Raw genomic sequence first — 24,241 nt, 5'->3', positions numbered from 1 at the left:
TGCGACAGGACCAGCATCCGCCCATGACAACCCGCCCCCTCCCGCTGCCGGCCGCCGCCCTGTGGTGCGCCGTGCTGACCGCCTCGACGATCGTCGCGGGCTGCGCGTCGCGATCGTCGCGGGTGGAGACGGCGCTGATCGAGGCCGGGGTCTCGGCGCGGATGGCGGCCTGCCTCGCCCCCCGCCTGACCGACCGGCTTTCCGACGATCAGCTTCGCACGCTGGCGAAAGCCGCCAGGCGCGCGCCGGGCGGAACCGGCAAGGCCGGACCGGCGGAGATCGTGGCGCGGGTGACACGCACCGGCGACGCGCAGATCATCGATGTGGTTTCCGCCGCCGGCCTGCACTGCGCCCTGCGCGGCTAGCGTCGGCGCGACGATGACGCGGCGGCCCTGCGCGCAGGGTAGCCTTCGCAGGCGCGATATGCTTTAGCGCGAGGCCGAAGCTCCCGCATCAGGAAGACAGGCACCCATGAACATCCATGAGTATCAGGCCAAGGAATTGCTGGCCAAGTTCGGCGTCGCGATCCCCGCCGGCTATGCTGCCCTCTCGGTCGACGAGGCGGTGGAAGCCGCCGGCAAGCTGCCCGGGCCGCTCTATGTGGTGAAGTCGCAGATCCACGCCGGCGGGCGCGGCAAGGGCAAGTTCAAGGAACTGGCCGCCGATGCCAAGGGCGGCGTGCGCCTGTCCAAGACGATCGACGAGGTGCGCGCCAACGCCACCGACATGCTCGGCAACACGCTGGTGACGATCCAGACGGGCGATGCCGGCAAGCAGGTGAACCGCCTGTACATCACCGACGGCGCGGACATCGCGAAGGAATATTATTTCTCGATGGTGGTGGACCGCAAGGCCGGCCGCGTCGCGATGATCGTGTCCACCGAAGGCGGCATGGACATCGAGACGGTCGCCCACGACACGCCCGAGAGCATCCAGACGATCACGATCGATCCGGCCGAGGGTTTCCAGCCGCATCACGGCCGCGCCGTGGCCTTCGCGCTGAAGCTGAAGGGCGATCTGAACAAGCAGGCCGCCAAGGTGGCCGAGCAGCTCTACACCGCCTTCATGGCGACCGACATGGAGATGCTGGAGATCAACCCGCTGGTGGAAACCACCGACGGCAAGATCCTGGTGCTCGACGCCAAGGTGAGCTTCGATTCGAACGCGCTCTACCGTCACCCGGATATCTTCGCGCTGCGCGACGAAACCGAGGAGGATCCGAGCGAGATCGAGGCGAGCAAGCACGACCTCGCCTACATCAAGCTGGACGGCAACATCGGCTGCATGGTCAACGGCGCCGGTCTCGCCATGGCGACGATGGACATCATCAAGCTGAACGGTGAGTTCCCGGCCAACTTCCTCGACGTGGGCGGTGGCGCCAACAAGGAGAAGGTGACCTCGGCGTTCAAGCTGATCCTCAGCGATCCGGCGGTGAAGGGCATCCTCGTCAACATCTTCGGCGGCATCATGCAGTGCGACATCATCGCCGATGGCATCGTCGCCGCCGCCAAGGAAGTGAACCTCGGCGTGCCGCTGGTCGTCCGCCTGGAAGGCACCAACGTGGAGAAGGGCAAGGAAATCCTCGCCAACTCCGGCCTGCCGATCGTGCCGGCCGACGATCTGGGCGATGCCGCCCGCAAGATCGTGGCGCAGGTGCAGAAGGCCGCCTGAGCCGATGCGCGGGCGGCGGAGACCCCGCCGCCCGCCATTCTTCCCCGCGAACCGCAACATGCGTTGCTTTGTTGTTCTTTTGCAAAGCCGCTGTTCGCAATTTCACAACTTCGCAGTTGATTTAAGGCGGCCCGGGCATGAAGGCCTGCTGCTATCCGGGATCCCGAGAGGATCGCCACGAGGAGAGACGCCATGAAGGTGCTGGTGCCCGTCAAGCGGGTGATCGATTACAACGTGAAGCCGCGGGTCAAGATGGACGGCACCGGCGTCGATCTCGCCAACGTCAAGATGTCGATGAACCCGTTCGACGAGATCGCCGTCGAGGAAGCCATCCGCCTGAAGGAAAAGGGCGTGGCCACCGAGATCATCGCCGTCTCCATCGGCGTGCAGAAGGCCCAGGAAACGCTGCGCACCGCGCTGGCGATGGGTGCCGACCGCGCGATCCTGGTGCTGACCGAGGACGATGCCGAGCCGCTCGCCGTCGCCAAGATCCTGAAGGGGATCGTCGACGAGGAGCAGCCGGGCCTGGTGATCCTCGGCAAGCAGGCGATCGACGACGACTCGAACCAGACGGGGCAGATGCTCGCCGCGCTGCTGGGCCGTCCGCAGGGCACCTTCGCCTCCAAGGTGGAAGTCGCCGGCGATACCGTGACGGTGACGCGCGAAGTGGACGGCGGCCTCGAGACCGTGGCGCTCAAGACGCCCGCGATCGTGACGACCGACCTTCGCCTGAACGAGCCGCGCTATGCCTCGCTGCCGAACATCATGAAGGCCAAGTCGAAGCCGCTCGCGAACAAGACCCCGGCTGATTATGGTGTCGATACCGCGCCGCGGCTGAAGACGCTGAAGGTCGAGGAACCGGCCAAGCGCCAGGCGGGCGTGAAGGTGGCCGATGTCGATGAACTGATCGGCAAGCTCAAGGTGCTGGGAGTCGTGGCATGAAGACGCTCGTCTGGGTCGAACATGACAATACGAGCGTGAAGGACGCGACGCTCGCCGTCGTCACCGCCGCCTCGCAGCTTGGCGAAGTGCACCTCGTCGTCGCCGGGTCCGGCTGCGCCGCCGTGGCGGACGAGGCCGCGAAGATCGCGGGCGTGGGCAAGGTCCACCTCGCCGATTCGCCGGCCTACGAGAACGCGCTGGCCGAGAATGTCGCGCCGCTGATCGTGGAACTGATGGGGCATCACGACGCGTTCGTCGCGCCCGCCACCTCCAACGGCAAGAATATCGCGCCGCGCGTGGCGGCGTTGCTCGATGTGGTGCAGGTCTCTGAAATCCTGTCGGTCGAAAGCGCCAACACGTTCACCCGGCCGATCTACGCCGGCAACGCGATCGCCACGGTGCAGGCACCCGCCGGCAAGCTGGTGCTGACGGTGCGCGGCACGGCCTTCGTCAAGGCGGAGCGCACGGGCGGCAACGGCACGGTGGAAGCCGTGGGCGGTGCGGGCGATGCGGGGCTGTCCTCGTTCGTCGGCGCCGAGATCTCCAAGTCGGAGCGGCCGGAGCTGACCTCGGCGAAGATCATCGTCTCGGGGGGCCGTGCGCTCCAGAACAGCGAGAACTTCCACACGCTGATCGAGCCGCTGGCGGACAAGCTGGGTGCCGGCGTCGGCGCCTCGCGCGCCGCCGTCGATGCCGGCTATGTGCCGAACGATTATCAGGTCGGCCAGACCGGCAAGATCGTCGCCCCGGAAATCTACATCGCGGTCGGTATCTCGGGTGCGATCCAGCATCTGGCGGGCATGAAGGACTCCAAGGTCATCATCGCGATCAACAAGGACGAGGATGCGCCGATCTTCCAGGTGGCGGACGTCGGCCTCGTCGGCGACCTGTTCAAGATCGTGCCGGAACTGACCGGCAAGCTGTAAGGCGATCCCGATCGGCAACACGGCCCCGGCGCTCATCCGAGCACCGGGGCCGTTTTGATGGGGGCGACCACCACGACCACGGCACGGGATATCGCGCTGCGCTGCTCGCCACCCGATCCCCGGGTGCGACGGCCTGCCCCAGTGAAGTGGCGAGGGCGCTGGCCGCCGGGATGCCCGAGGGGGAATGGCGCGGCATGATGCCCGTCGTCCACGACGCGATCGACGCGCTGCTGGCCGAAGGGCGGGTGCGGCTGACCTGGAAGGGAAAGGCGCTTTCCACCCGCAGCGGCTCATACCGCATAAGCCTGGCGACCAGCGCGCCGCCCGAGTGATTGCATGCCGGCCTGCCGACCGTTCGGCGCCCGGATCGGTCCGCTCAGATCAGCGCGAGCGCGCTCAGTTCCTCGCGCATCGCATTCGGCATCTCGGCCAGGGCGTCGGCGTCGTCACCGCCGTCGACGTCGCCCGGGGCATCGTCCGCCGCCAGATAGCGCCAGCCCTGATGCGCGCGTTTGAAGCGGGCGCGGACCGGCACGACCCGCGCATCCAGCCGCACCAGCCAGCGTCGCCCGTCCTCGATCTCCTCGAAACCGAGAATCGCCTGCCGCGCGACGATGCGGTGCTTGATGATCCAGAACAGCGAACCGCCGATCAGTTCGGCATGGCGGGTGGGGCGGTAGCGGGTCCAGATCGGCGCGGTGCCGTTGTCCGCCCGCTCGCGCATGCGGTCGTGCAGGACATCGACGTCGCCGCACCCGACCGCGACCTTGGTGAGATGAAGCGCCATGCCGCCGATGTGGTCCCTTGTCCGCGTCGATCAAGTTACAGGTTGGCCTGTTCCTCTTCGGGCAGCCTGGCATCCGGGCCGTAGTAAAGTTCGGCGCACTCCGCCCGCAGGCAACCGCCCTCGATCACGATGTCGTCGCGATAGGCGTTCGAGATGAAATCGAGCGTGTCGATATGCTTCGCCTCGAAATACATCGGATGCACGTCGTCGCGCCCGGCGCCGTACACCACCCGGCCCACCTTGGACCAGATCGTGGCCATGGTGCACATGCCGCACGGCTGGAGCGTGGAGTAGAGCGTGGCGCCGCGCAGTTCGAGGTCGCCGCTGTCCTCGCAGCCGCGGCGGATCGCCATCATCTCGGCATGGGCGGTGGCGTCGGGCAGTTCCTCGGTCTGGTTGCGTTCGGCCGCGATCACCTTGCCGTCGCGCACGATCACCGAGCCGAGTGGCGACTGCGACGGATCCGATCCCTTCGACCGGGCGACCTCGATCGCCATCCGCATCCACTTTTCATCATCGTCGGTCATGCTGAAATCCCGTTGTTTCACAGGCTTAACGCACCATCGGCCGGATCGGCTCAGCTATGCAGCCCCCACAGTGCGGCAAGGCCGAGAAAGGAGAAGAACCCCATCACGTCGGTCGCCGTGGTCACGAATACCGCCGAGGAGACGGCGGGATCGGCGCCCGCCTTGTCGAGACTCACCGGCACCAGCACGCCGGCCAGACCCGCGATCAGATTGTTGATGATCATCGACAGGCAGATCACCACGCCGAGGCTGGCCATGCCGTAAATCAGATACACCGTCACCCCAAGCAGCAGCCCCAGGCACAGGCCGTTCATCACCGCGATGCGGAACTCGCGAAAGATGATGCGGCGGGTGTTCGAGGGGGGGAGCTGGTTCAGCGCGAGCGCGCGCACCGACACCGCCATCGTCTGCGTGCCGGCATTGCCGCCCATCGCCGACACGATCGGCATCAGCACCGCCAGCACCACCAGTTGCGAGATCGTACCCTGGAACAGCCCCACCACCGAGGCGGAGATGGCGGCGGTGCCGAGGTTGATGATGAGCCACGTCAGCCGCGTCCGCACCGTGGTGAGGATCGGCTCGTTGATGTCGCCGTCGCCGGCGCCCGACAGGCGCAGGATATCCTCGCCCGCCTCTTCCTGAATGATGTGGACGATATCGTCGACGGTGATCATGCCGACCAGCCGCCCGGCCTGATCGACCACGGCGGCCGAGATCAGCGCGTATTTCTGGAAGCGGAGCGCCACCTCCTCCTGATCCATGTCGACCGGGATCAGCGTCTGCTCGCGTGCCATCACATCGGCCACCGCCACCTCGCGCGGGGTGCGCAGGATCCACGAGAGCTTGCACGTGCCGACCGGATGATGCCCGGCATCGACGACGAAGATCTCCCAGAAATCGGTGGTCAGGTCCTCGTGGTAGCGCAGATAGTCGAGCACGCCGCCGACCGTCATGTGCTCGGGCACCGCGATCAGGTCGCGCTGCATCAGGCGGCCGGCGGATTCCTCGGGGAAGGACAGCGCCTCCTCGATGGCGGCACGGTCGTCCGGCTCCATCGCGCGCAGCACGGCGCGCTGGTCGTCCTCCTCCATGTCCTCGATGATGGCGACGGCATCGTCGGTATCGAGGTGGGTGGCCAGTTCGGCGACCTCGTGCGGCTGAAGCGCGTCGATCAGCTCCTCACGCACCCAGTCGTTCATCTCGGCCAGCACGTCGCCGTCGAGCATCTCGGCCAGCGCGGTGGCGAGCGGGCGGCGCTGGTCGGACGGGGCCAGCTCGAACAGGTCGGCAAGGTCGGCGGGGTGCAGCGGCGCCACCAGCGCGCGGGCGCCCTCGGTATCGCCCGCCTCCACGCGATCGATCACCGCGGCGACGAATTCCGGCTTCATCCGGTCGTCCTCGTCGAGGCTGGTGCCGGTTTCGCCGCGGCGGTCTTCGGCGTCGAGGTCGGTCGCGGTTTCGCTCATCGCCGTCTGGCCTCCTTCGCACGTGCGAAGGCCCGCTTGGACCATCCGGCGCGAGGAAGGAAGCCGAAAGAGCCGGATGCCGCCTGCGAACTAGGTAGCGCGGGGCAGGGGGAGCAGGCTCACTCGCTCATCATGATGGGCGCATCGCCCTTCTTGGCGGGTTTCATCAGCAGCACCAGCGGCGCGATCAGCAGCGCGCCCCAGCTCATCAGCCAGTAATCGTCGATATAGGCGATCATCAGCGCCTGCCGGTTGATCTCCCCGTCGATCATCGCCGCCAGCGTCTCGCCGCGCATGCCGAACTGCTCGATCATCCCGGTGTTGAGGAACGGCAGCGTCATGGCGGTCACGTGCGCCGACATGTCCGAATGGCTGACCTGCACGTTGCGGGCGATCAGCGCCGTCAGGATCGAGATCGAGATCGAGCCGCCGATGCTGCGCGACAGGCCGTAGAGCGAGGCGGCGTCGGTGCGCAGCCGGGGGGCCAGCGTGCTGAACGCGATCAGGTTCATCGGTAGGAAGATCATGCCGACGCCGAACCCCTGGACGACGCCGCTGGTGACGATCAGGTGCGAATCCATGTCGAGGCTGAACCCCGTCATCATCCACAGCGACAGGCCGGTCAGCAGGAAGCCGCCGCCTACCAGGAGCCGCACGTCCACCAGCGCGATCAGCCGGGCGGTGACGATCATCGACACGCCCATCGCCAGCCCGCGCGGGGCGATGAGCATGCCGGCATCCATCGTGCCGTAACCCATGATGCGTTGCAGCATCGGCGTGACGAGCGCGGCCCCGCCCATCACCACCGCCGCGATGGTGATCATGAAGACGTTGGCGAACACGAAGTTGCGATCGCGGAACAGCGCCAGCGGCACGATCGGCGCCTCGGCGGTCAGCGCGTGGATGCCGAACACCCACAGCGCCGAGATCGCCACGATCGCCTCGAGGATGATCTCCGGCGAGGTGAACCAGTCGAGCTGGCTGCCGCGATCGAGCATGAGCTGGAACGCGGCCAGCGCCAGTGCCAGCATCGAGAAGCCGAAGATGTCGAACCGCTGCATCCGCCGCACGGTGGGGCGGACGAGGCCGAGGACGGCGAAGGTGACGACGATGCCGATCGGCACGTTGATGAAGAACACCCAGCGCCAGTCCCACCGTTCGGTCAGCCAGCCGCCCAGCACCGGCCCCATGATCGGCCCGATCATGATGCCCAGCCCGAAGATCATCTGCGCCTTGGCGTGTTTTTCCACCGGATACACATCCAGCAGCGTGGCCTGCGCGATCGGGCCGATGAACGCGCCGAAGATGCCCTGGAACAGGCGCGCGGCCACCATCGCCTCCAGCGAGGGCGCCAGCCCGCACGCGGCCGAGCTGACGGTGAAGCCGATGATCGCGGTGGTGAACAGCGCCCGCCGGCCGAACCGGCCCTCCAGCCACCCCGTCACCGGCGTGGCGATGGCGGAGGCGACGATATAGGAGGTCAGCACCCAGGCGATCGATTCCTGCGTCGCCCCCAGCGTCGCCTGCATGTGCGGCAGGGCCACGTTGGCGATCGTGGTATCCAGCACCTGCATCAGCGTCGCCGCCATCACCGTCACGGTGATCCACAGCCGTTTGGCCGGGGACGGCAGCGATGCGGGCGGGGGCGGTGGAACCGGTTGCATGGAACAACCGCTCAAGCACGCGGCTACCGGGGCTGCAAGCCGATATGGGCTGGCGAAGCCCGTTGGGCCTCCCTAGAAACCCGATCCGAAGACTTCGCTTCGCAGGAGAGACGCATGGCCGACGATACCGAGAACACCCTGACGCTGACGCTCGACAGCGGCGGCGACGTGGTCATCAAGCTGCGCCCCGATCTGGCCCCGGGCCATGTCGAGCGGATCAAGGAGCTGGCGCGCGAGGGCTTCTACGACGGCGTCGTATTCCACCGCGTGATCCCCGGCTTCATGGCGCAGGGCGGCGACCCCACCGGCACCGGCATGGGCGGATCGAAGAAGCCGGACCTGAAGGCCGAGTTCAACAAGGAGCCGCATGTGCGCGGCGTGTGCTCGATGGCGCGCAGCTCCAGCCCGAACAGCGCCAACAGCCAGTTCTTCATCTGTTTCGACGACGCCCGCTTCCTCGACAACCAGTATACCGCCTGGGGCCAGGTGACGTCGGGCATGGACCATGTCGATGCGCTGCCCAAGGGCGAGCCGCCGCGTACCCCCGGCAAGATCGTCAAGGCGACCGTCGGCGCCTGACCAGGCGAAACCGGCCGCTCCATAACGGGGCGGCCGGTTCACCTTGTGGACTAGTCGCGCATCACGCTGGCCATCAGCCAGTCGTAGAAGATCCTGACCGGCCGGCGCGACAGCGACGAGCGACGGCAGGCGAACCAGTAGCTGTACGGGCTGTCCACGTCATAGTCGAACAGCCGCACCAGCCGGCTGTCGTGCGCGTCGTCGAAATGGCTTTCGTGCATGAAGGCCACGCCCAGCCCCTGCGCGGCGGCATCCAGCATCAGCTGGCCGGAATCGAAGAAATCCACCGTCCCCGGCTCGATCGGCCCCAGCCCGGCGGCATCGCGCCATGTCTCGAACGTGTCGGGCATGTCGCGGTGGATCAGCACGGTGGCGCGATGCAGGTCGTCCGGCGTGCGCACCGCATCCGGCCCTTCGGCCAGCCGCTTCGCGCAGATCGCCAGCACCTTGTTGCGGTCGAGTCGCCGCGCGTGGAGGCTTGGCTCCACCTCGCGCGCCAGCACGATCGCCGCGTCGATCCCCTCGTTCAGCCGGGCCAGGCTGTGCGCGCCGGTGTCGATGTCGATGTGCAGTTCCGGGTGCGCCCCGCGCAGCTCGGGCAGGCGGTGCATCAGCCGTTGGGAGGCGAACAGCGGCGTCACCGCCAGCTTCAGCCGCAGCAGCTCGGCGTCGCCGGTGGTCACGTCGATCGCCTCGGCCAGCGCATCGATCGCGGGGGCGAGTCGGCCGAGCAGCACTTCGCCATCGGTGTTGAGGATCATCGCCTGATGCCGCCGCTCGAACAACGACCGGCCGACGAACCGCTCCAGCGCCTGCACCCGGCGGCTGAGCGCGGGCGAGGACAGGGCCAGTTCCTCGGCGGCGGCCTTGACGGAGCCGAGCCTCGCCACCTGGACGAACGCCTCGACGGCAGTCAGGGGAGGCAGACGACGCAAAGCCTACTCCGATCCGGGCGCGTCGATCGCGCCACAAAGGCCGCCACCGTGTACATCGATGACAGCCGACAATGAACACACGGGTTCCGGCGCTCGTTCCCCGCAATGCAACATGAAATGGCGCGGCGCACAATGGCGCGCGGGGTATTTTTTGGACTGTGTGGTTCGCTTTGGCCGGCCCAGCCCTTACCTTGATCGACTGAAGGAGACGAGAATTGGCCGATGTCGAGGATCAGGACCAGAGCGGGCGGCGCATCCAGGTGGCCAACGCCCGACCGGACGATTCCGGGCGCGGCCTCGCCCGACTCTCCCGCGCCACGCTGAACGCGCTGGGGCTGAATGAGGGCGACGTGGTCGAAATCGTCGGCAAGCGGGCCACCCCGGCGCGCGCCGTGCTGCCCTATGCCGAGGATGAGGGGCTGGACCTGCTGCGCCTCGACGGCCTTCAGCGCGCCAACGCCGGCGTGGGTTCGGGCGATTTCGTCCATGTCCGCAAGGCCGAGTCGAAGCCCGCCACGCGCGTGGTGTTCGCCCCCGCGCAGGAAAACCTGCGGTTGCAGGGGTCGGGCGACGCGTTGAAGCGCAGCTTCGGCATGCGCCCGCTCACCACCGGCGATATCGTCGCCACCGCCGGCCAGCAGCGCATCAGCCACGGCAACATGCCGCCGCAGCTGCGCCAGATGCTCAACGCCCCGGCCTATTCGTTGCAGGAGGTGCGGCTCGCGGTCGTCTCCACCAGCCCCAAGGGCATCGTCCACATCGACGCCGATACCGAGGTGGAACTGCGCCCGGAATATCAGGAGGCCAAGGACGCCCGCCGCGCCGACGTGAACTACGACGACATCGGCGGCCTCGGCACCACGATCGACCAGCTGCGCGAGATGGTGGAACTGCCGCTGCGTTACCCCGAGCTGTTCCAGCGGCTCGGCGTCGATCCGCCCAAGGGGGTGCTGCTGCACGGCCCGCCCGGCACCGGCAAGACGCGCCTCGCGCGCGCCGTGGCGAACGAGAGCGACGCCAGCTTCTTCCTCATCAACGGGCCGGAGATCATGGGATCGGCCTATGGCGAGTCCGAGAAGAAGCTGCGCGAGGTGTTCGAGCAGGCGGCCAAGGCGGCGCCCTCGATCGTGTTCATCGACGAGATCGATTCGATCGCGCCCAAACGCGGCCAGGTGACGGGCGAGGCGGAGAAGCGCCTCGTGGCGCAGTTGCTGACGCTGATGGATGGGCTGGAATCGCGCCAGAACACCGTCGTGATCGCGGCCACCAACCGCCCCGAGGCGATCGACGAGGCATTGCGCCGGCCGGGCCGGTTCGACCGCGAGATCGTGATCGGCGTACCGGACGAGCGCGGCCGTCGCGAGATCCTCGGCATCCATACGCGCGGCATGCCGCTGGGTGACAAGGTCGATCTCGATTCGCTCGCCCGCCAGACCTACGGCTTCGTCGGCGCCGACCTGTCCGCGCTTACCCGCGAGGCGGCGATCGAGGCGGTGCGGCGGATCATGCCGCGCCTCAACCTGGAAGACCGCACCGTGCCGCCCGAGGTGCTCGATACGCTTTCGGTGACGCGCGAGGATTTCCAGTTGGCGATCAAGCGCGTGCAGCCTTCGGCCATGCGCGAGGTGATGGTGCAGGCGCCCACCGTGCGCTGGGAGGATGTCGGCGGGCTGGATGCCGCGCGCGAACTGCTGCGCGAGGGCGTCGAGCTTCCGCTCAAGAACCCCGATGCGTTCCGCCGGCTGGGCATCCGCCCGGCCAAGGGCTTCCTGCTGTACGGCCCGCCCGGCACCGGCAAGACGCTGCTCGCCAAGGCGGTGGCGCGCGAAGCGGAGGCGAACTTCATCGCCACCAAATCCAGCGACCTGCTGAGCAAGTGGTATGGCGAGAGCGAGCAGCAGATCGCCCGGCTGTTCGCCCGTGCGCGGCAGGTGGCACCGACGGTGATCTTCATCGACGAACTCGACTCGCTGGTGCCGGCACGCGGCGGCGGCATGGGCGAGCCGCAGGTGACGGAACGCGTGGTCAACACCATCCTCGCCGAGATGGACGGGCTGGAGGAGTTGCAGTCGGTCGTGGTGATCGGGGCGACCAACCGGCCGAACCTGATCGATCCGGCGCTGCTGCGGCCGGGCCGGTTCGACGAACTGATCTACGTGAGCGTGCCCGATGCGTCGGGGCGCCGCCGCATCCTCGGCATCCATACCGCCAGCATGCCGCTGGCCGCGGACGTGGATCTCGACTTGATGGCGGAGAAGACCGACCGCTTCACCGGTGCGGATCTGGAGGATCTGGTGCGCCGCGCCGGCCTGTTCGCGCTGCGTGGATCGCTGAGCGCAGGCGAGGTGACGGCGGCCAACTTCGCCAGCGCGCTGGAAGAGACGCGGGCGAGCGTGACGCCGGAGATCGAGCGCGAATATGAGCAGATGGCCGCACGCCTGAAGCAGGATTCGCTGTCGCTGGATCCGATCGGCTTCATCTCGCCGGGAATGCTGAAGCCGCGCGACGGCTGAGTCGTCAGTTGCACGGGGCGGTGGTGCAGGCCGCCTCGGCAACGCGCAGGCGGCAGGCGCGAATGCGCTCGGTCGCGTAGCCGAGCGCCGCCGCCAGGATGTGGTTGCCGTCGTCCGCCGCGTCGCCGGTGGACTGGCGATAGATTTCCCATTCGGTATCGAGCGCGTCGAGGATGATGGCGGCCTCGTCCGCGTCGACGACGATCGTGATTTGGCGGTTCACTGCTTTATCCACCCCCAGGATGCCGGCATTGGGATGCCGGGACGGGGGCAGTATAGATATGTTTCGGCAAAAGAGCCGACTCATGTTTCCCGAAATGAAACGTAATGCCCGACAGCCGCTGTCGTTCGGTAGACTTTCGTGGGAGCGCGATCCCATCATAGGTTGATCCCGATCCGTCGGGTCGATATCCTTGCCGGTACCTTGTGGGGCGACGGGAGATGGCGATGACGGTCGATGAGCAACATGGGCATGACGACGATCAGCCACTCCACATCATCCGCCTGACCGCGCCGGACGATCCGAAGAAGGTGATCGGCTACGCCATGACGCAGCAGATCGACTTCGTCGCCAAACGCGATGATCTGCTCGGGGCCGCCAAGGAGGCGCTGGAGGCGGCGGAACAGGCATTTGCCCGCGCCAGGACGCTGAACCACGCGGTAGCGCTGCCGCCGCACAAGTCGACCGGGATCAAGATGTTCGCCATGATCGGAAGCGGCAACAACAACGCCGCCTGATCCCGTTTCTCCCGGCACCGGCCGCCCCCGCCGCGCGCGCAAGGCGGCACAAACGCTGCGCCTGATCGCGCCGTTGGCCAAGGCGATCGGCGTCACCCGGCTGGCGGACGTGACCGGGCTGGACCGTATCGGCCTGCCTGTGTTCCAGGCGATCCGCCCGCGCGCGCTGTCCCTCAGCGTGTCGCAGGGCAAGGGCCTGTCCCGCGATGCCGCCCGCGTGTCGGCGCTGGTCGAGGCGATCGAGCTGCATCATGCCGAGCGGGTGACGGTGGATGGATATGGCGCGGCCTTCCCTGACGAGGGCGTGCTGTGGGCGCGGATGTCGCCGGCGTCCGGGCAGGCGGCACCGTTCGATCCGGCACGCCCGCGCGGCTGGATCACCGCCACCGATCTGCTCGGCGGCGGCGCGGTGCGCGTGCCGCACGGCCTCGTCTCGATGGACTGCACCGTGCCGCGCGAGGCCGATCTGTGGCCGAACACCAACGGCCTCGCCGCCGGCAACGATATCGTCGAGGCCGAGGTGGCGGCGCTGTGCGAGGTGATCGAGCGTGATTCGCAGGAGCGCTGGCTGGCCGGCAGCACCGCCGCCCGCCGCGCCACCGCGCTCGACCCCACCGCGATCGACATGCGCGCCGGCTGCTGGATGTTCGCGCGGATCGCCCGCGCCGGGCTGCGCTGTACATTGTGGGACATGAGCGACGCGCATGGCGTGGCCACGATCGGCTGCGCGATCATCGAGCCGGGGCCGGCCGCCACGCTGGCGCTGCCGCCCGCCTTCGGGGCCGGCTGCCATCCGCGCCGGGCGGTGGCGCTGGTGCGCGCGGTGGCCGAGGCGGCGCAGACCCGCGTGGCGCTGATCGCCGGATCGCGCGACGACCTGACCGATGGAGACTATGCCGATCCGGGCGGGCAACGCCGCCGGCTGGCGCTGGCGACGCACGATTTCGGCGGGCCGCCCGCCCGCCGCTGGCAGGACGTGCCCGACCATCCCCTGCCCACCGACGAGGCGGAGCGCGCGTGCCTGCTGGCGGCGTGTGCTCGTGCCGGCGGCGGCGTGGTGGCGCGGATCGACCTGACGCCGCCCGCCTGCCCGATCGCGATCGTCCGCCTCGTCGTGCCCGGCTTCGGCGATCACGACCGGCCGCCGGCATGACCGGCCCGCCGATCCTGTTCGCCGGCCCCAGCCTGTGGGGCACGCCCCTGCCGCCTGCCATCGATCTGCGCCCGCCCGCGCGCTGCGGCGACATCCTGCGCGCCGCCGCCGCCCGCCCGTCGGCGATCGGGCTGGTGGACGGCGTGTTCGAGCAAGGCCCGAGCGTGTGGCACAAGGAGATCCTCGCGGTGCTGGCGGCGGGCATCCCGGTATGGGGCGCCGCAAGCCTCGGCGCGTTGCGCGCGGCCGAAGTGGCGGGGATGACCGGCATCGGCGAGATATACGCCGGCTATCGCGACGGTCGCCTTACCCGCGACGATGCGGTGATGGTCAGCCACGCCCCCGCCGCGCTGGGCCACCGCCCGCTCACCCTGGCGCTGGTGGACGCCGAGGCCGCGCTGGACGCCTGCGCCATGGCGGCGGCGGATCGCACGCTGCTGCGGCGGATCGCGACGGCCATGAACTTCCGCGACCGCACATGGCCCGCCATCGCCGCCGCCTTCCACGCCCGCACTGGCCGTCCGTCGCCCGCGTGGGACGAAACCGCCAGCCTCAAGCGCCGCGACGCGATGGCGCTGGTCGCGCGACTGACCAGGCCGCCGGCCGCGCTGTTGCCGCCCCCCGTCGTGCCGCCGCCGCCGGAGACGGTGTTCCTGCGTGCGTTGCGGGCGCGCGTGGCGGGCGACGCCATACCGTCTGCCAACGCTGCCCCGGACATCTGAGCCATGCGGTAATGGGCGGGCGAACACGATGGCCCCGCTCGACCGACGACCTGTCCCAGCCCCGACGCCTGCCGGTGATTCGGGGCATCCTCTGCCGGATGAAGCCCGCCGCCCGCGCGGGGGGTTAGGCCAGGCAAACCGTTGAAGACAGTAGCGTAAATCCGCACGTCGCCCGCGCCGGGGTCTGGATCGCGGTCGAGCGTCGCGCTAACGATGCGGCCGGAGGGCATGATGACGATCGATGCGAACGGGTTCGACCGCGACTATTATCTGAGGGAAAACCCCGATATCGCCGCCGCCGGCGTCGATCCGTACCGGCACTACCTCGATTTCGGCTGGCGCGAGGGGCGAGACCCCAATGCCATCTTCGACGTGGGCTATTATCTCGCTGCCAGTCCCGATGTGGCGGCGGCGCGGATCGATCCGCTCGCCCATTACCTCGCCAGCGGCTGGCGCGAGGGGCGCGACCCCTCGGTCGCGTTCGATACGTCGGATTATCGTCAGGCGAACCCCGATGTCGCCCAAGCCGGGTTGAACCCTCTGCTCCATTACCTGACATACGGTCAGGCGGAGCATCGGGTGCTCACGCTCTACCCCCAACTCCGGGTGCTCGAAGGGTTCGACAACGCCTATTATCTCGCCGCCAATCCGGATGTGGCGCGGGCCGGGGTCGACCCGTATCTGCACTATCAACAGAATGGCATGGCCGAGGGACGCGCGCCCAATGCGCTGTTCGATGCCGCCTTCTATCTTGCCCGCAATCCGGATGTCGCCGCTGCGGGGATGGATGCGTTCCAGCATTACCTCGCCTACGGCTGGCGTGAAGGGCGTGATCCGTCCGCGCGGTTCAGCCTTGCCGAATATCAGGCCACCGTCGGCAGGGAACCGGGGAGCACGGGCGGCGGCACGAGCGACTCCGATCCGCTCGTCCGCTATCTGGCGGGCGATCGTTATGTCTCGTTGCCGAGCGACCTGATCGGGTCAGATCAGCAGGTCGTCCAGTCGCGTGGGCAGCCGCTTCGGACGATCCTCGCCGGTGATGTGAATTTCGCGGTGGCTGGCGCGCTCATCCACGTCACCGCCGATGCCTCCCCGCTCGACGGGCACGACCTGAGCGGTTTCACCGAATTTGCGCTGGGCCGGTCGATCGCCGATATCACGATCGACGGCACCGGCCGTCTGCCGACCGGGATCACGCTCGGCGCGGGGGACGACCGGATCGGCGGCGCGTTCGATCTCGGCGGGCAGATCCTCAACCTGTTCGCCAACGGCGGTTCGCTGATCGTCGATGCCCGGTTCGACAACGGCTATGCGTCGATCAATGGCGGCACGGCGGGCAGCATCGTCACCACGTCCGGCAGCGCGACGGTGAACTTCGCGGGCGGCGCGGGGGCGGACGTGGTGACGTTGGGCGCGGGCAATGACGCGTTGGCGGGCGGGGCGGGGATCAACCGGCTGGACGGCGGCGCTGGCACCGACACCGCATCGTGGACCACCGCCGTTCGCGCGGACCTGTCGACCGGCCGGGCCGTGTCGATCGGCACGGCCGTGTTCAGCGATACGCTGACCGGGATCGAGAACCTCGGCGGCAGCGGCTTCGACGACATCCTGATCGGCGACGACCGCGCCAACACGTTCTACGGCGTCAACGTTTCGCCCGGCCCGGGCGGCAACGATATCCTCGCCGGGCGCGGTGGCGACGACGTGTTGTGGGGGATGGACGGCGACGACATCCTGCTCGGCGGTCGTGGGGCCGACATCCTGATCGGTGGCGAGGGCGACGATCTGCTGGTCGACGCCGCCGACGGCTGGGGCGCGAACGATCTCAATCCCACTGCCGTCGGCAACGAGGGGGACGACCGGCTGGTCTATCTGCTCGGCGCCGTCGGCGAGGAAGCGCGCGGCAACTTCATGGACGGCGGCACCGGCGCGGATACCTATATCATCGATCCGGCGGCGGGCCGGTGGGGCAGCCTCGGCCTCCAGTTCAGCCCGATCGACGGCGACCGGCTCGACCTGTCGGCGCTGCGGACCCTGTCGGGCGGCACGGTAACGCTGGACGACGTGCGGGCGGCGTCCTCCACGCCCTTCTCCGGCAGCACGACGATCGATCTTGCCGCCTTCCACGATGCCGCCGGCCATGCACTGTCGGGGCGCATCGTCCTCAACGGCGTGTTCGCCCCGGCCGACCTGCGCGCCGACGACCTGATCCTGACCTCCGGCAGCGACTGGCGTTCCGCGCTGTCGGCGGACCTGTTGCCGCTGATCTGAGCCCGCCGGGCCGGCGGCGGCGGGCGGGACTTCTACCCCGCCCGCACCACCGTCTCGCCACGCGGCACGGTCATGCGGATGCGGCGGCTGAGGGTGCCACCGGGGGCGGAGACGCGATCGAGCACCATGTAATCGGTGTTCCACCCCTCGCGCCCGATATCGCAGACGACGTAGCCGCGCTGGTCGTTGATGAACTTCAGGTGCGGGTTGTTCGCCAGCATCACGTCGCTGCCTGCGCGTCTGTCCTGCCCGTCGCCGCCGGAGGTGATCGAGGTGGCGACGAACTCGATCGCCACGGGCCGCCCCGCCTTGTCGCGCACCTCGCCCGCGAAGTTCTGATGCTCGTCGCCCGTCAGCACGATCACGTCCGGGCGCCGGCCGAGGCTGGCGAGGAACTGCTCGCGCGGGCGGGCATAGGCGGCCCAGGTGTCCAGGTTCATGATCGGCGTCGGCTCGGCGGCCGTGCGGCGGCGATCCATCGTCATCATCATCACCTGCTGGGCGAAGACGGTCCACAGGCCGGCGGCGGGCAACCCCGCCGCCTTCTGCTGCGCGGGGTCGAGCACGCGGGCGGCATCGGACTCCACCCCGGGGCAGGCGGGGCCGAAGCCGTCGCCGCACGGCTGGCGGGTGCGGAACTGGCGCGTGTCGAGGAAGCGGAAGTCCGCCAGATCGCCCCACGCCAACCGGCGCGCCATCGCGATCGCGGGGCCGTGCGGCAGGCTGGCGCGGCGCACCGGCATATGTTCGTACCATGCCTGCAACGCGGCCTGACGGCGCAGCAGGAAAATCTCGGGCGGCGTGCCGTCCTGATCGCCGTCGCCGGTCCAGTTGTTGTCGATCTCATGGTCGTCGAAGGTGGCGACGAAGGCGTGCATCGCGTGCGCCGCCTGCAGATCGGGGTCGAGCTTGGTCTGGGCGTAGCGGCGGCGGTAGTCGGCCAGATCGTAGATCTCGTCGCCCACGTAGCGGCGAACGGTCGCCACCGGCAGGCCTAGCGCATCGGTCCGCCGGTCGCGTCCGCGGCCCTCGTAGATGTAGTCGCCGTAATGGAACACGAAGCCGACATCCTCGCCGGCGAGGTGGCGGTAGGCGGTGTAGAGGCCGTCCTCATAATGCTGGCACCCGACCGAGGCGATGCGCAGCCGGTCGATGCGGCTGCCGGCGGGCGGCGCGGTGCGCGCGCGGCCCGTCAGGCTGCGTTCGCGCCCGATCGTGAAGCGGTAGTAATAGGGCCGGTCGGCGGCCAGCCCCGTCACCTCGATATGCACCGCGTGGGCGAGTTCGGGCCGGGCGATCGCCTCGCCGCGCATCGCCACCTGCGTGAAGCGCGGGTCGGTCGAGACTTCCCATTGCACGGGCACCGGGATCATCGGCATGCCGCCATGCTCGGCCAGTGGATCGGGCGCGAGGCGGGTCCAGATGACGAACCCGTCGGGCGCCGGATCGCCCGCCGCCACGCCGAGCGGGAAGGGATCGCCGGGGCCGGTGATCTGCGCGCGCAGGATGGCCGGCGCGCCCGCCAGCAGCGCACCGGCGCCGGTCAGGAGAGTGCGGCGGGTGAGGGCGGGGTGGATCATGCCGGCGCGCTACCCTGATTCCGTGACAACCGTGGGTCAGCGGGAAGTTGCTTATTTGCAACGCCTTTTTAGGATTAGACGATTGTCATGGAACTGACATTGTCGGCCGTCACATCCCGTGCTCGGTAAGGATCAGCCGCCTGGGGACAAGGCGGCGGTCGCGCAACGTCGGGGACAAACAGATGCGTCATTCATTGCTTGCGAGCGCGTGCGTCGCGCTCGTCATCGCCGCGCCCGCGTTCGCGCAGGAAACCACCTCGTCGATCCGGGGCACCGTGCAGGCGGGCGGCCAGCCGATCAACGGCGCGCAGGGGACGATCGTCCACCAGCCATCGGGCACGCGCACGACGACGACGACGGACGCCTCGGGCAGCTTCAGCGCCGCCGGCCTGCGCGTGGGCGGGCCGTTCTCCGTCGCGGTCGCGGCGGCCGGTTATCAGGGCACCACCATCACCGACGTCAATACCGTGGTGGCGCAGGCGTTCGAACTACCGGTGGAACTGAACGCGGAAGCGGCCGGCGGGGAGGAGATCGTCGTCACCGCCAGCCGCATCGCCGGCGCGCGCACGGTGAGCCAGGGGCCGGCCAACGTGCTGACCGCCGAGCAGATCGCCGGCGTCGCCTCGGTCAACCGCGACGTGCGCGATCTGATGCGGCGCGATCCGTTCGCCCGCCTCGATTATTCGGAGGGCAGCGGCCGGGCGGTTTCGTTCGCCGGGCAGAACGCGCGCTTCAATCGCTTCTCGGTGGACGGCGTGCCCGTGACCGACAATTTCGGCCTGAACCCGGATGGCCTGCCGACCCGCCGCTCGCCGGTGCCGTTCGATGCGATCGGCCAGTTCCAGACCAAGGTGGCCCCCTATGACGTGCGCGAGGGCAATTTTCAGGGCGGTGCGATCAACGCGATCCTCAAATCGGGCACCAACGAATTCCACGGCACCGGCTTCTACGCCTATTCCGCCGACGAGCTGACCGGCAAGAAGACGAAGCCCGGCCCCGGCGTGCCGACCGGCCGCGTGACGCTGCCGAACTTCAAATACGAGAATTACGGGGCGGAACTGAGCGGCCCGATCATCAAGGACAGGCTGTTCTTCATGATCGCGGGCGAGCGCATCCGCGCCGGCACCCCGATCGTGGAGGGCACGCCCGGCAACAATGCCGGCACGGTCATCCCCAACATCACCGATGCCGCCGTCTCGCAGATCACCTCGATCGCGCAGAGCCGCTACAACTACAACGCGGGCGGCGTGCTCAACAACTCGAACGACAGCGACGATCGCCTCGTCGCCAAGATCGACGCCAACCTATCTGAAACGCAGCGTGCTTCGGTCACCTACATCTACACCAAGGACTCGATCCAGTTCGGCAACAACACCAACGTCGGCCCGGCGAGCGGCACCGCCAACGCGCCGGGCCTCGGCCTCGAATCGAACGGCTATGTCGCGTCCAACCGGCTTCATACCGGCGTGGCGCAGCTGAACAGCGACTGGTCGGATGAATTTTCGACCGAGGTGCGCGGCTTCTACAAGGATTACAAGCGCGGGCAGGATCCGGTGCTGGGGCGCGGTTTCGCCCAGTTCCAGGTCTGCACCGCGGCGCAATCCGATGCCGATCCGCTCAACTGCGCGGCAGGCAACGGCACCGTCTCGATCGGCCCCGATATATCGCGCCAGTCCAACGAACTGACCAGCAAGAGCTATGGCGGGCTGGTGCAAGCGCGGCTGACGCGGGACGACCATGACCTGCGGATCTTCGCCGAATATCAGGACACCAAGATCTTCAACCTGTTCGTCTCGCGCACCGCCGGCGACTATTATTTCGACTCGATCGACGCCCTCCAGAACGGCGTCGCCAATCGCCTGCGCTACCAGAACGCGGTGCCCTCCCTCGATCCGGCGAACGGCGCGGCCGCGTTCCGCTACCAGTCCTATACGTTCGGTATTCAGGATACGTGGCGGGTCGGCGACTTCCTGACGCTGGCTTACGGCGCCCGCTACGACCTGTACGGCGGGGACAGCCGCCCGGCGGTCAATCAGGCGTTCGCGCTGCGGAGCGGGTTCAGCAACACCGCCTACATTTCCGGTCGGGGCGTGTTCCAGCCGCGTATCGGGGTGGAGATCAAGCCGGTGCGCGATATCTCGCTGCGCGGCGGCGTGGGCATCTTCTCGGGTGGTTCGCCGGATGTGTACGTGTCGAACAGCTTCTCGAACACGGGCTTCCTCACGAACTCGATCGACGTGCGGCGCAACGCGGACGGCAGCTTCACCGGCGCCAATGCCGCGCAGGGGGCGGCGATCCTGAACGCGGTCAACGGCGCCACCATCCCGTCGGCGGCCAACGCGTTGCTGCAATCGTCTGCCACCGTGCCGACCGATCGCAACGCGACCGCGCCGACCAACGAGCTGGACCCGAAGTTCAAGCTGCCCTCGCAGTGGCGCGCCACCGCCTCGGTGGACTGGACGCCCGAGTTCGACAATTTCCTCGGCGGCGGGTGGACGTTCGGCGGCGACCTGTTGTGGTCCAAGGTCCGCAATCAGGTGTATTTCACCGATATCCGCTCGATCCCCAGCCCATCGACCAATCCGCTGGTGGCGACCACGCCCGATGGCCGCACCCGGCTGATCCCGGCGACGAACCTTGCCAGCGGCCTGCCCAACTTCAGCGATACCTTTCAGGACATCCTGCTCACCAACACCAAGAAGGGCCGCACCTACATCGCCGTGGCACGCATGGAGAAGACGGTGCGCGGGTTCGGCAGCGTCTTTGCCAGCTACACCTATCAGGACGTGAAGGACCAGGCGCCGGCCACATCCTCCACCGCCGGATCAAATTACGGCAACGGCGCTTTCGACGCGCCCACCGGCGCCGCCTATGGCGTGTCGAACGACGAGGTGCGGCACTTCTTCAAATATGGCGCCACCTTCGATCACGCCTTCTTCGGCGACTACAAGACCAACATCGGCCTGTTCGGCGAAACCCGGATCGGCAAGCCGTACAGCTACACCATGCATGACACCTCGGCCGGTCGCGGTGCGGTGTTCGGCAACACCGGCACCGGTCAGCGTTACCTGCTCTACGTGCCGACCGGCCTCAACGATCCGCGCGTCTCCTACGACAGCGCCGCGACCGCCGAGACGCTCGACACGCTCATCAACACCACCGGGCTGGACAAATATCGCGGCGGCATCGCCAAGCGCAACGCGTTCAACTCGAAGTGGTTCACCAAGCTCGATCTGCATCTGTCGCAGGAGATCCCGACCGGAGTGGGCCGCAGCCGCATCACCCTGTTCGCCGATATCGAGAACTTCACCAACCTGATCGACAAGGACTGGGGGCAGATCCGCGAGTACAGCTTCCCCTATACCGTCCCGGCGGTCCGCGTATCGTGCCTGACCACGCCGGTCGCCACCGGTACCGCACCGGGGACGGGGCAGACCGCCACCAACACCGGACAGGCTTGCGCGCAGTATCGCTATATCTCGCCGAGCGCGGTGCCGGCGACGCAGCAGGTGATCTCGTCGCGCCAGTCGCTCTACTCGATCCGCGTCGGCGCGCGGTTCACCTTCTGAGCCTACGCGGCGCGGTGGCCTCCGGGGCTACCGCGCCGCGCCGTCGCCCGGTTCGGTGCCGTCGATCCGCCGGGCCAGCGCCACGACGGCGTAGATGAACGGCGGCACCAGCACGGCGGACAGCGTCACCTTGGCGATCACCTGCCCGACCAGCAGCGGCAGCAGCGGCTGCACGCCGTAGAAGGCGACGGCGATGAAGATCATCGTATCGGCCACCTGCGACACCATGCCGGCCACCGCCGCGCGCAGCCACAGCAGCCGCCGCCCCTCGCGCCGCTTCAGCCGCGAGAAGATGGCGACGTTGAGCAGTTGCGAGACGCCATAGGCGATCATCCCCGCGATCATCATCCGCGCCGACTGGCCGAGCAGCGCGGCGAACGCCGGTTGCTGCGCCGCCCAGAACGGCGCCGGGGGCAAGGCGATGACGAGCCGGATCAGCAACGCGGCGACGACCAGCGGCACGAACCCGATCAGCACCAGCCGGCTGGCGAAACGTCGCCCGTACAACTCGGCCGCCGCACTGGAGAGGCCGACGAGGAACAGGAAGGCCAGGATCCCGCCCTCCACCGCCAGCGGCCCCACCGCGAGAATCTTGGTGCCGAGGATGCCCGCCATGCACACCAGCCCGCCGTACAGCGTGACGAGCAGCATCTGGGCAGGCGATACGATGATGGTCCGGCTCATCAGGGCTCCCTTGGCTGGCCGCCCGCTGGGGCGAAAGGCATTGCGTCCGCGTGTCTTAGCCGCCATGCCGGGCAAGGTCGATCAATCGCAGCGGGGGCGGCGGCCGGTCCGCGTTTCCCGGCCCTTCGGAAGAAAGCCACAGGTCGCCGATGGGCAATATCGTCGCCGGATTGCCCGGCATTTTCCTTATCCTGCTGATCGCGGTCGCGCTGTCGTCCAACCGGCGGCACATCCGCTGGCGCATCGTCGCGCCCGCCTTCGCGCTGCAGGTCGCCATCGCGATTCTCGTGCTCTACGTGCCGATCGGCAGGGCGGCGCTGACCGGCATGTCGCGCGGCGTGACGAACCTGCTCGGCTACGCCAACGCCGGCACCCGCTTCGTGTTCGGCGGGCTGGCGTCGCCGCCGGTGGGTGCCAGCTTCGCGATCCAGGCGCTGCCGGTGATCGTGTTCTTCGCGGCGCTCGTCTCGATCCTCTACCATCTGGGCATCATGCAGCGGGTGATCCGCTGGATCGGCGGCGCGCTGGAATGGGCGCTGGGCATCAGCCGCATCGAGGCGCTGTGCGCGGCGGCCAACATCTTCGTCGGGCAGAGCGAATCGCCGCTCGTCATCCGCCCCTATCTGGCGCGGCTCACCCCCGCGCAGCTGTTCACCGTGATGAGCTCGGGGATGGCGGGCGTCGCCGGCACGCTGCTGGCGGCCTATGCGCAGATGGGGATCAGCATCGATTACCTGATCGCCGCCAGCTTCATGGCCGCGCCGGGTGGCATCCTGATGGCGAAGATCATGATGCCGGACGATCCCGCCGATCCGCTCGTCCCGGCGAGCGAGGAACCGGCCGAGGCGGACGACATCGGTGGGGAGCGTGCCGCCAACGTCATCATGGCCGCCTCGATGGGGGCGCAGCTCGGCGTGCGGCTGGCGGTGGCGGTGGGGGCGATGGTGCTCGCCTTCGTGGCGCTGGTGGCGCTGGCCAACGGGCTGCTCGACGGCGTGGGCGTGTACGTCGGCCTGCCCGATCTCAGTTTCCAGATGCTGCTCGGCTATGTGTTCGCGCCGGTGATGTACGCGCTGTCGGTGCCGTGGAACGAGGCGCTGGCCGCCGGCGGGCTGTTCGGCGAGAAGATCGTGCTCAACGAGTTCGTCGCCTTCATCCACCTCGGGCAGGTCGCCCCCACGCTGTCGGCGCGCACGGTGGCGATCGTCACCTTCGCGCTGTGCGGCTTCGCCAACCTGTGCTCGATCGCGATCCAGATGGCGGTGACGGGCAGCCTCGCGCCCAACCAGCGCCCGGTGCTGGCCCGGCTGGGGCTGAAGGCGGTCGCGGCGGGCGCGCTCTCCAACCTGCTCAGTGCCTGCCTCGCCGGCATGGTGATCGGCGGCTGAGGCCGGGCGGCTCCGCGTACCGGTGCGATGCGTGCAGGATGGCGAGGGCGGACCGGACGGGATCGCGCCGCGGGCGTGCCGGCAGCGAGAGTGGGCGCAACGATCCCCTACGCGCACGTGCCGAGG

General features: G+C 68.4%; 21 protein-coding genes. 13 read left to right on the top strand and 8 right to left on the bottom strand.

What is annotated here, in order from left to right:
• Window positions 1-23: 23 nt before the first annotated feature.
• The 5 genes from FOY91_RS07350 to FOY91_RS07330 all read left to right on the top strand — a co-directional run bounded on the left by FOY91_RS07350 (window position 24) and on the right by FOY91_RS07330 (window position 3,871).
• Window positions 24-365: a hypothetical protein gene (locus FOY91_RS07350; RefSeq protein ID WP_145149630.1), complete on the top strand. Its 342-nt coding sequence runs from the start codon at window positions 24-26 to the stop codon at window positions 363-365.
• A gap of 106 nt (window positions 366-471) precedes the next feature.
• Complete coding sequence (sucC, locus tag FOY91_RS07345) at window positions 472-1,671, top strand: ADP-forming succinate--CoA ligase subunit beta (RefSeq protein WP_145149628.1); 1,200 nt, start codon at window positions 472-474, stop codon at window positions 1,669-1,671.
• Window positions 1,672-1,863: 192 nt separating this feature from the next.
• Entirely contained in the window at window positions 1,864-2,613 is a 750-nt protein-coding gene (locus FOY91_RS07340) for an electron transfer flavoprotein subunit beta/FixA family protein (protein ID WP_145149626.1), read from the top strand.
• Window positions 2,610-3,539: an electron transfer flavoprotein subunit alpha/FixB family protein gene (locus tag FOY91_RS07335; RefSeq protein ID WP_145149624.1), complete on the top strand. Its 930-nt coding sequence runs from the start codon at window positions 2,610-2,612 to the stop codon at window positions 3,537-3,539. Before FOY91_RS07340 ends, FOY91_RS07335 begins: the two co-directional genes overlap by 4 nt.
• Window positions 3,540-3,640: 101 nt before the next feature.
• The gene (locus FOY91_RS07330) at window positions 3,641-3,871 is read left to right on the top strand and encodes a DUF3253 domain-containing protein (RefSeq protein ID WP_145149622.1); all 231 of its coding nucleotides are present in this window, start codon (window positions 3,641-3,643) and stop codon (window positions 3,869-3,871) included.
• Between the two features lie 44 nt (window positions 3,872-3,915).
• On the opposite strand, the gene FOY91_RS07325 is transcribed toward FOY91_RS07330, so the two are convergent.
• From FOY91_RS07325 to FOY91_RS07310, 4 genes are all read right to left on the bottom strand, one after another.
• On the bottom strand, window positions 3,916-4,326 hold the full coding sequence (locus tag FOY91_RS07325) for a DUF1489 family protein (RefSeq protein WP_145149620.1): 411 nt from the start codon (window positions 4,324-4,326) through the stop codon (window positions 3,916-3,918).
• 35 nt (window positions 4,327-4,361) lie between these two features.
• Window positions 4,362-4,853 (bottom strand): nucleoside deaminase, encoded by a 492-nt coding sequence (locus FOY91_RS07320; protein WP_145149618.1) that lies wholly within the window; start codon window positions 4,851-4,853, stop codon window positions 4,362-4,364.
• Between the two features lie 50 nt (window positions 4,854-4,903).
• Entirely contained in the window at window positions 4,904-6,319 is a 1,416-nt protein-coding gene (gene mgtE / locus FOY91_RS07315; RefSeq protein WP_145149616.1) for a magnesium transporter, read from the bottom strand.
• 119 nt (window positions 6,320-6,438) lie between these two features.
• Window positions 6,439-7,983, bottom strand: a complete 1,545-nt coding sequence (locus FOY91_RS07310; RefSeq protein WP_145149614.1) for a DHA2 family efflux MFS transporter permease subunit — start codon at window positions 7,981-7,983, stop codon at window positions 6,439-6,441.
• A gap of 114 nt (window positions 7,984-8,097) precedes the next feature.
• On the opposite strand from FOY91_RS07310, the gene FOY91_RS07305 reads away from it, so the two are divergent.
• Window positions 8,098-8,562 carry a peptidylprolyl isomerase gene (locus FOY91_RS07305; protein WP_145149612.1) on the top strand — a complete coding sequence of 155 codons (465 nt, stop codon included), beginning with the start codon at window positions 8,098-8,100 and terminating at the stop codon, window positions 8,560-8,562.
• A gap of 50 nt (window positions 8,563-8,612) precedes the next feature.
• Here the strand turns inward: FOY91_RS07305 and FOY91_RS07300 are convergent, their stop codons facing one another.
• The gene (locus FOY91_RS07300) at window positions 8,613-9,497 is read right to left on the bottom strand and encodes a LysR substrate-binding domain-containing protein (protein WP_203234517.1); all 885 of its coding nucleotides are present in this window, start codon (window positions 9,495-9,497) and stop codon (window positions 8,613-8,615) included.
• Window positions 9,498-9,712: 215 nt separating this feature from the next.
• On the opposite strand from FOY91_RS07300, the gene FOY91_RS07295 reads away from it, so the two are divergent.
• A complete protein-coding gene (locus tag FOY91_RS07295; protein ID WP_145149610.1) occupies window positions 9,713-12,010 on the top strand; it encodes a CDC48 family AAA ATPase in 2,298 nt (765 codons plus the stop codon).
• Between the two features lie 4 nt (window positions 12,011-12,014).
• Here FOY91_RS07295 and FOY91_RS07290 read toward each other — a convergent pair whose 3' ends face one another.
• Window positions 12,015-12,233, bottom strand: coding sequence for a hypothetical protein (locus FOY91_RS07290; protein WP_145149608.1), 219 nt, complete (start codon window positions 12,231-12,233; stop codon window positions 12,015-12,017).
• Window positions 12,234-12,457: 224 nt separating this feature from the next.
• Between FOY91_RS07290 and FOY91_RS07285 the strand changes: the two genes are divergently transcribed.
• From FOY91_RS07285 to FOY91_RS07270, 4 genes are all read left to right on the top strand, one after another.
• Window positions 12,458-12,748, top strand: a complete 291-nt coding sequence (locus FOY91_RS07285) for a hypothetical protein (protein WP_145149606.1) — start codon at window positions 12,458-12,460, stop codon at window positions 12,746-12,748.
• A gap of 55 nt (window positions 12,749-12,803) precedes the next feature.
• Complete coding sequence (locus FOY91_RS07280) at window positions 12,804-13,901, top strand: YcaO-like family protein (protein ID WP_145149604.1); 1,098 nt, start codon at window positions 12,804-12,806, stop codon at window positions 13,899-13,901.
• Window positions 13,898-14,623 (top strand): TfuA-like protein, encoded by a 726-nt coding sequence (locus FOY91_RS07275; protein WP_145149602.1) that lies wholly within the window; start codon window positions 13,898-13,900, stop codon window positions 14,621-14,623. Before FOY91_RS07280 ends, FOY91_RS07275 begins: the two co-directional genes overlap by 4 nt.
• Window positions 14,624-14,854: 231 nt before the next feature.
• Window positions 14,855-16,894: a calcium-binding protein gene (locus FOY91_RS07270; RefSeq protein ID WP_145149600.1), complete on the top strand. Its 2,040-nt coding sequence runs from the start codon at window positions 14,855-14,857 to the stop codon at window positions 16,892-16,894.
• A 32-nt stretch (window positions 16,895-16,926) separates the two neighbouring features.
• Here FOY91_RS07270 and FOY91_RS07265 read toward each other — a convergent pair whose 3' ends face one another.
• Window positions 16,927-18,474 (bottom strand): alkaline phosphatase D family protein, encoded by a 1,548-nt coding sequence (locus FOY91_RS07265; protein WP_145149598.1) that lies wholly within the window; start codon window positions 18,472-18,474, stop codon window positions 16,927-16,929.
• Between the two features lie 182 nt (window positions 18,475-18,656).
• Here FOY91_RS07265 and FOY91_RS07260 point away from each other — a divergent pair, with 182 nt between their 5' ends.
• Window positions 18,657-22,043, top strand: a complete 3,387-nt coding sequence (locus FOY91_RS07260) for a TonB-dependent receptor (protein WP_145149596.1) — start codon at window positions 18,657-18,659, stop codon at window positions 22,041-22,043.
• A 27-nt stretch (window positions 22,044-22,070) separates the two neighbouring features.
• Here the strand turns inward: FOY91_RS07260 and FOY91_RS07255 are convergent, their stop codons facing one another.
• Window positions 22,071-22,727, bottom strand: coding sequence for a queuosine precursor transporter (locus FOY91_RS07255; protein ID WP_145149595.1), 657 nt, complete (start codon window positions 22,725-22,727; stop codon window positions 22,071-22,073).
• Between the two features lie 149 nt (window positions 22,728-22,876).
• On the opposite strand from FOY91_RS07255, the gene FOY91_RS07250 reads away from it, so the two are divergent.
• A complete protein-coding gene (locus FOY91_RS07250) occupies window positions 22,877-24,115 on the top strand; it encodes a NupC/NupG family nucleoside CNT transporter (RefSeq protein ID WP_145149593.1) in 1,239 nt (412 codons plus the stop codon).
• The last annotated feature ends 126 nt before the right edge of the window (window positions 24,116-24,241 follow it).

The sequence above is a fragment of the Alterirhizorhabdus solaris genome, from assembly GCF_007785815.1.
Classification (GTDB): Bacteria; Pseudomonadota; Alphaproteobacteria; order Sphingomonadales; family Sphingomonadaceae; genus Alterirhizorhabdus; species Alterirhizorhabdus solaris.
The sequence above is the reverse complement of the archived record's forward strand: the minus strand, read 5'-3'. Positions and strand labels throughout refer to the sequence as shown.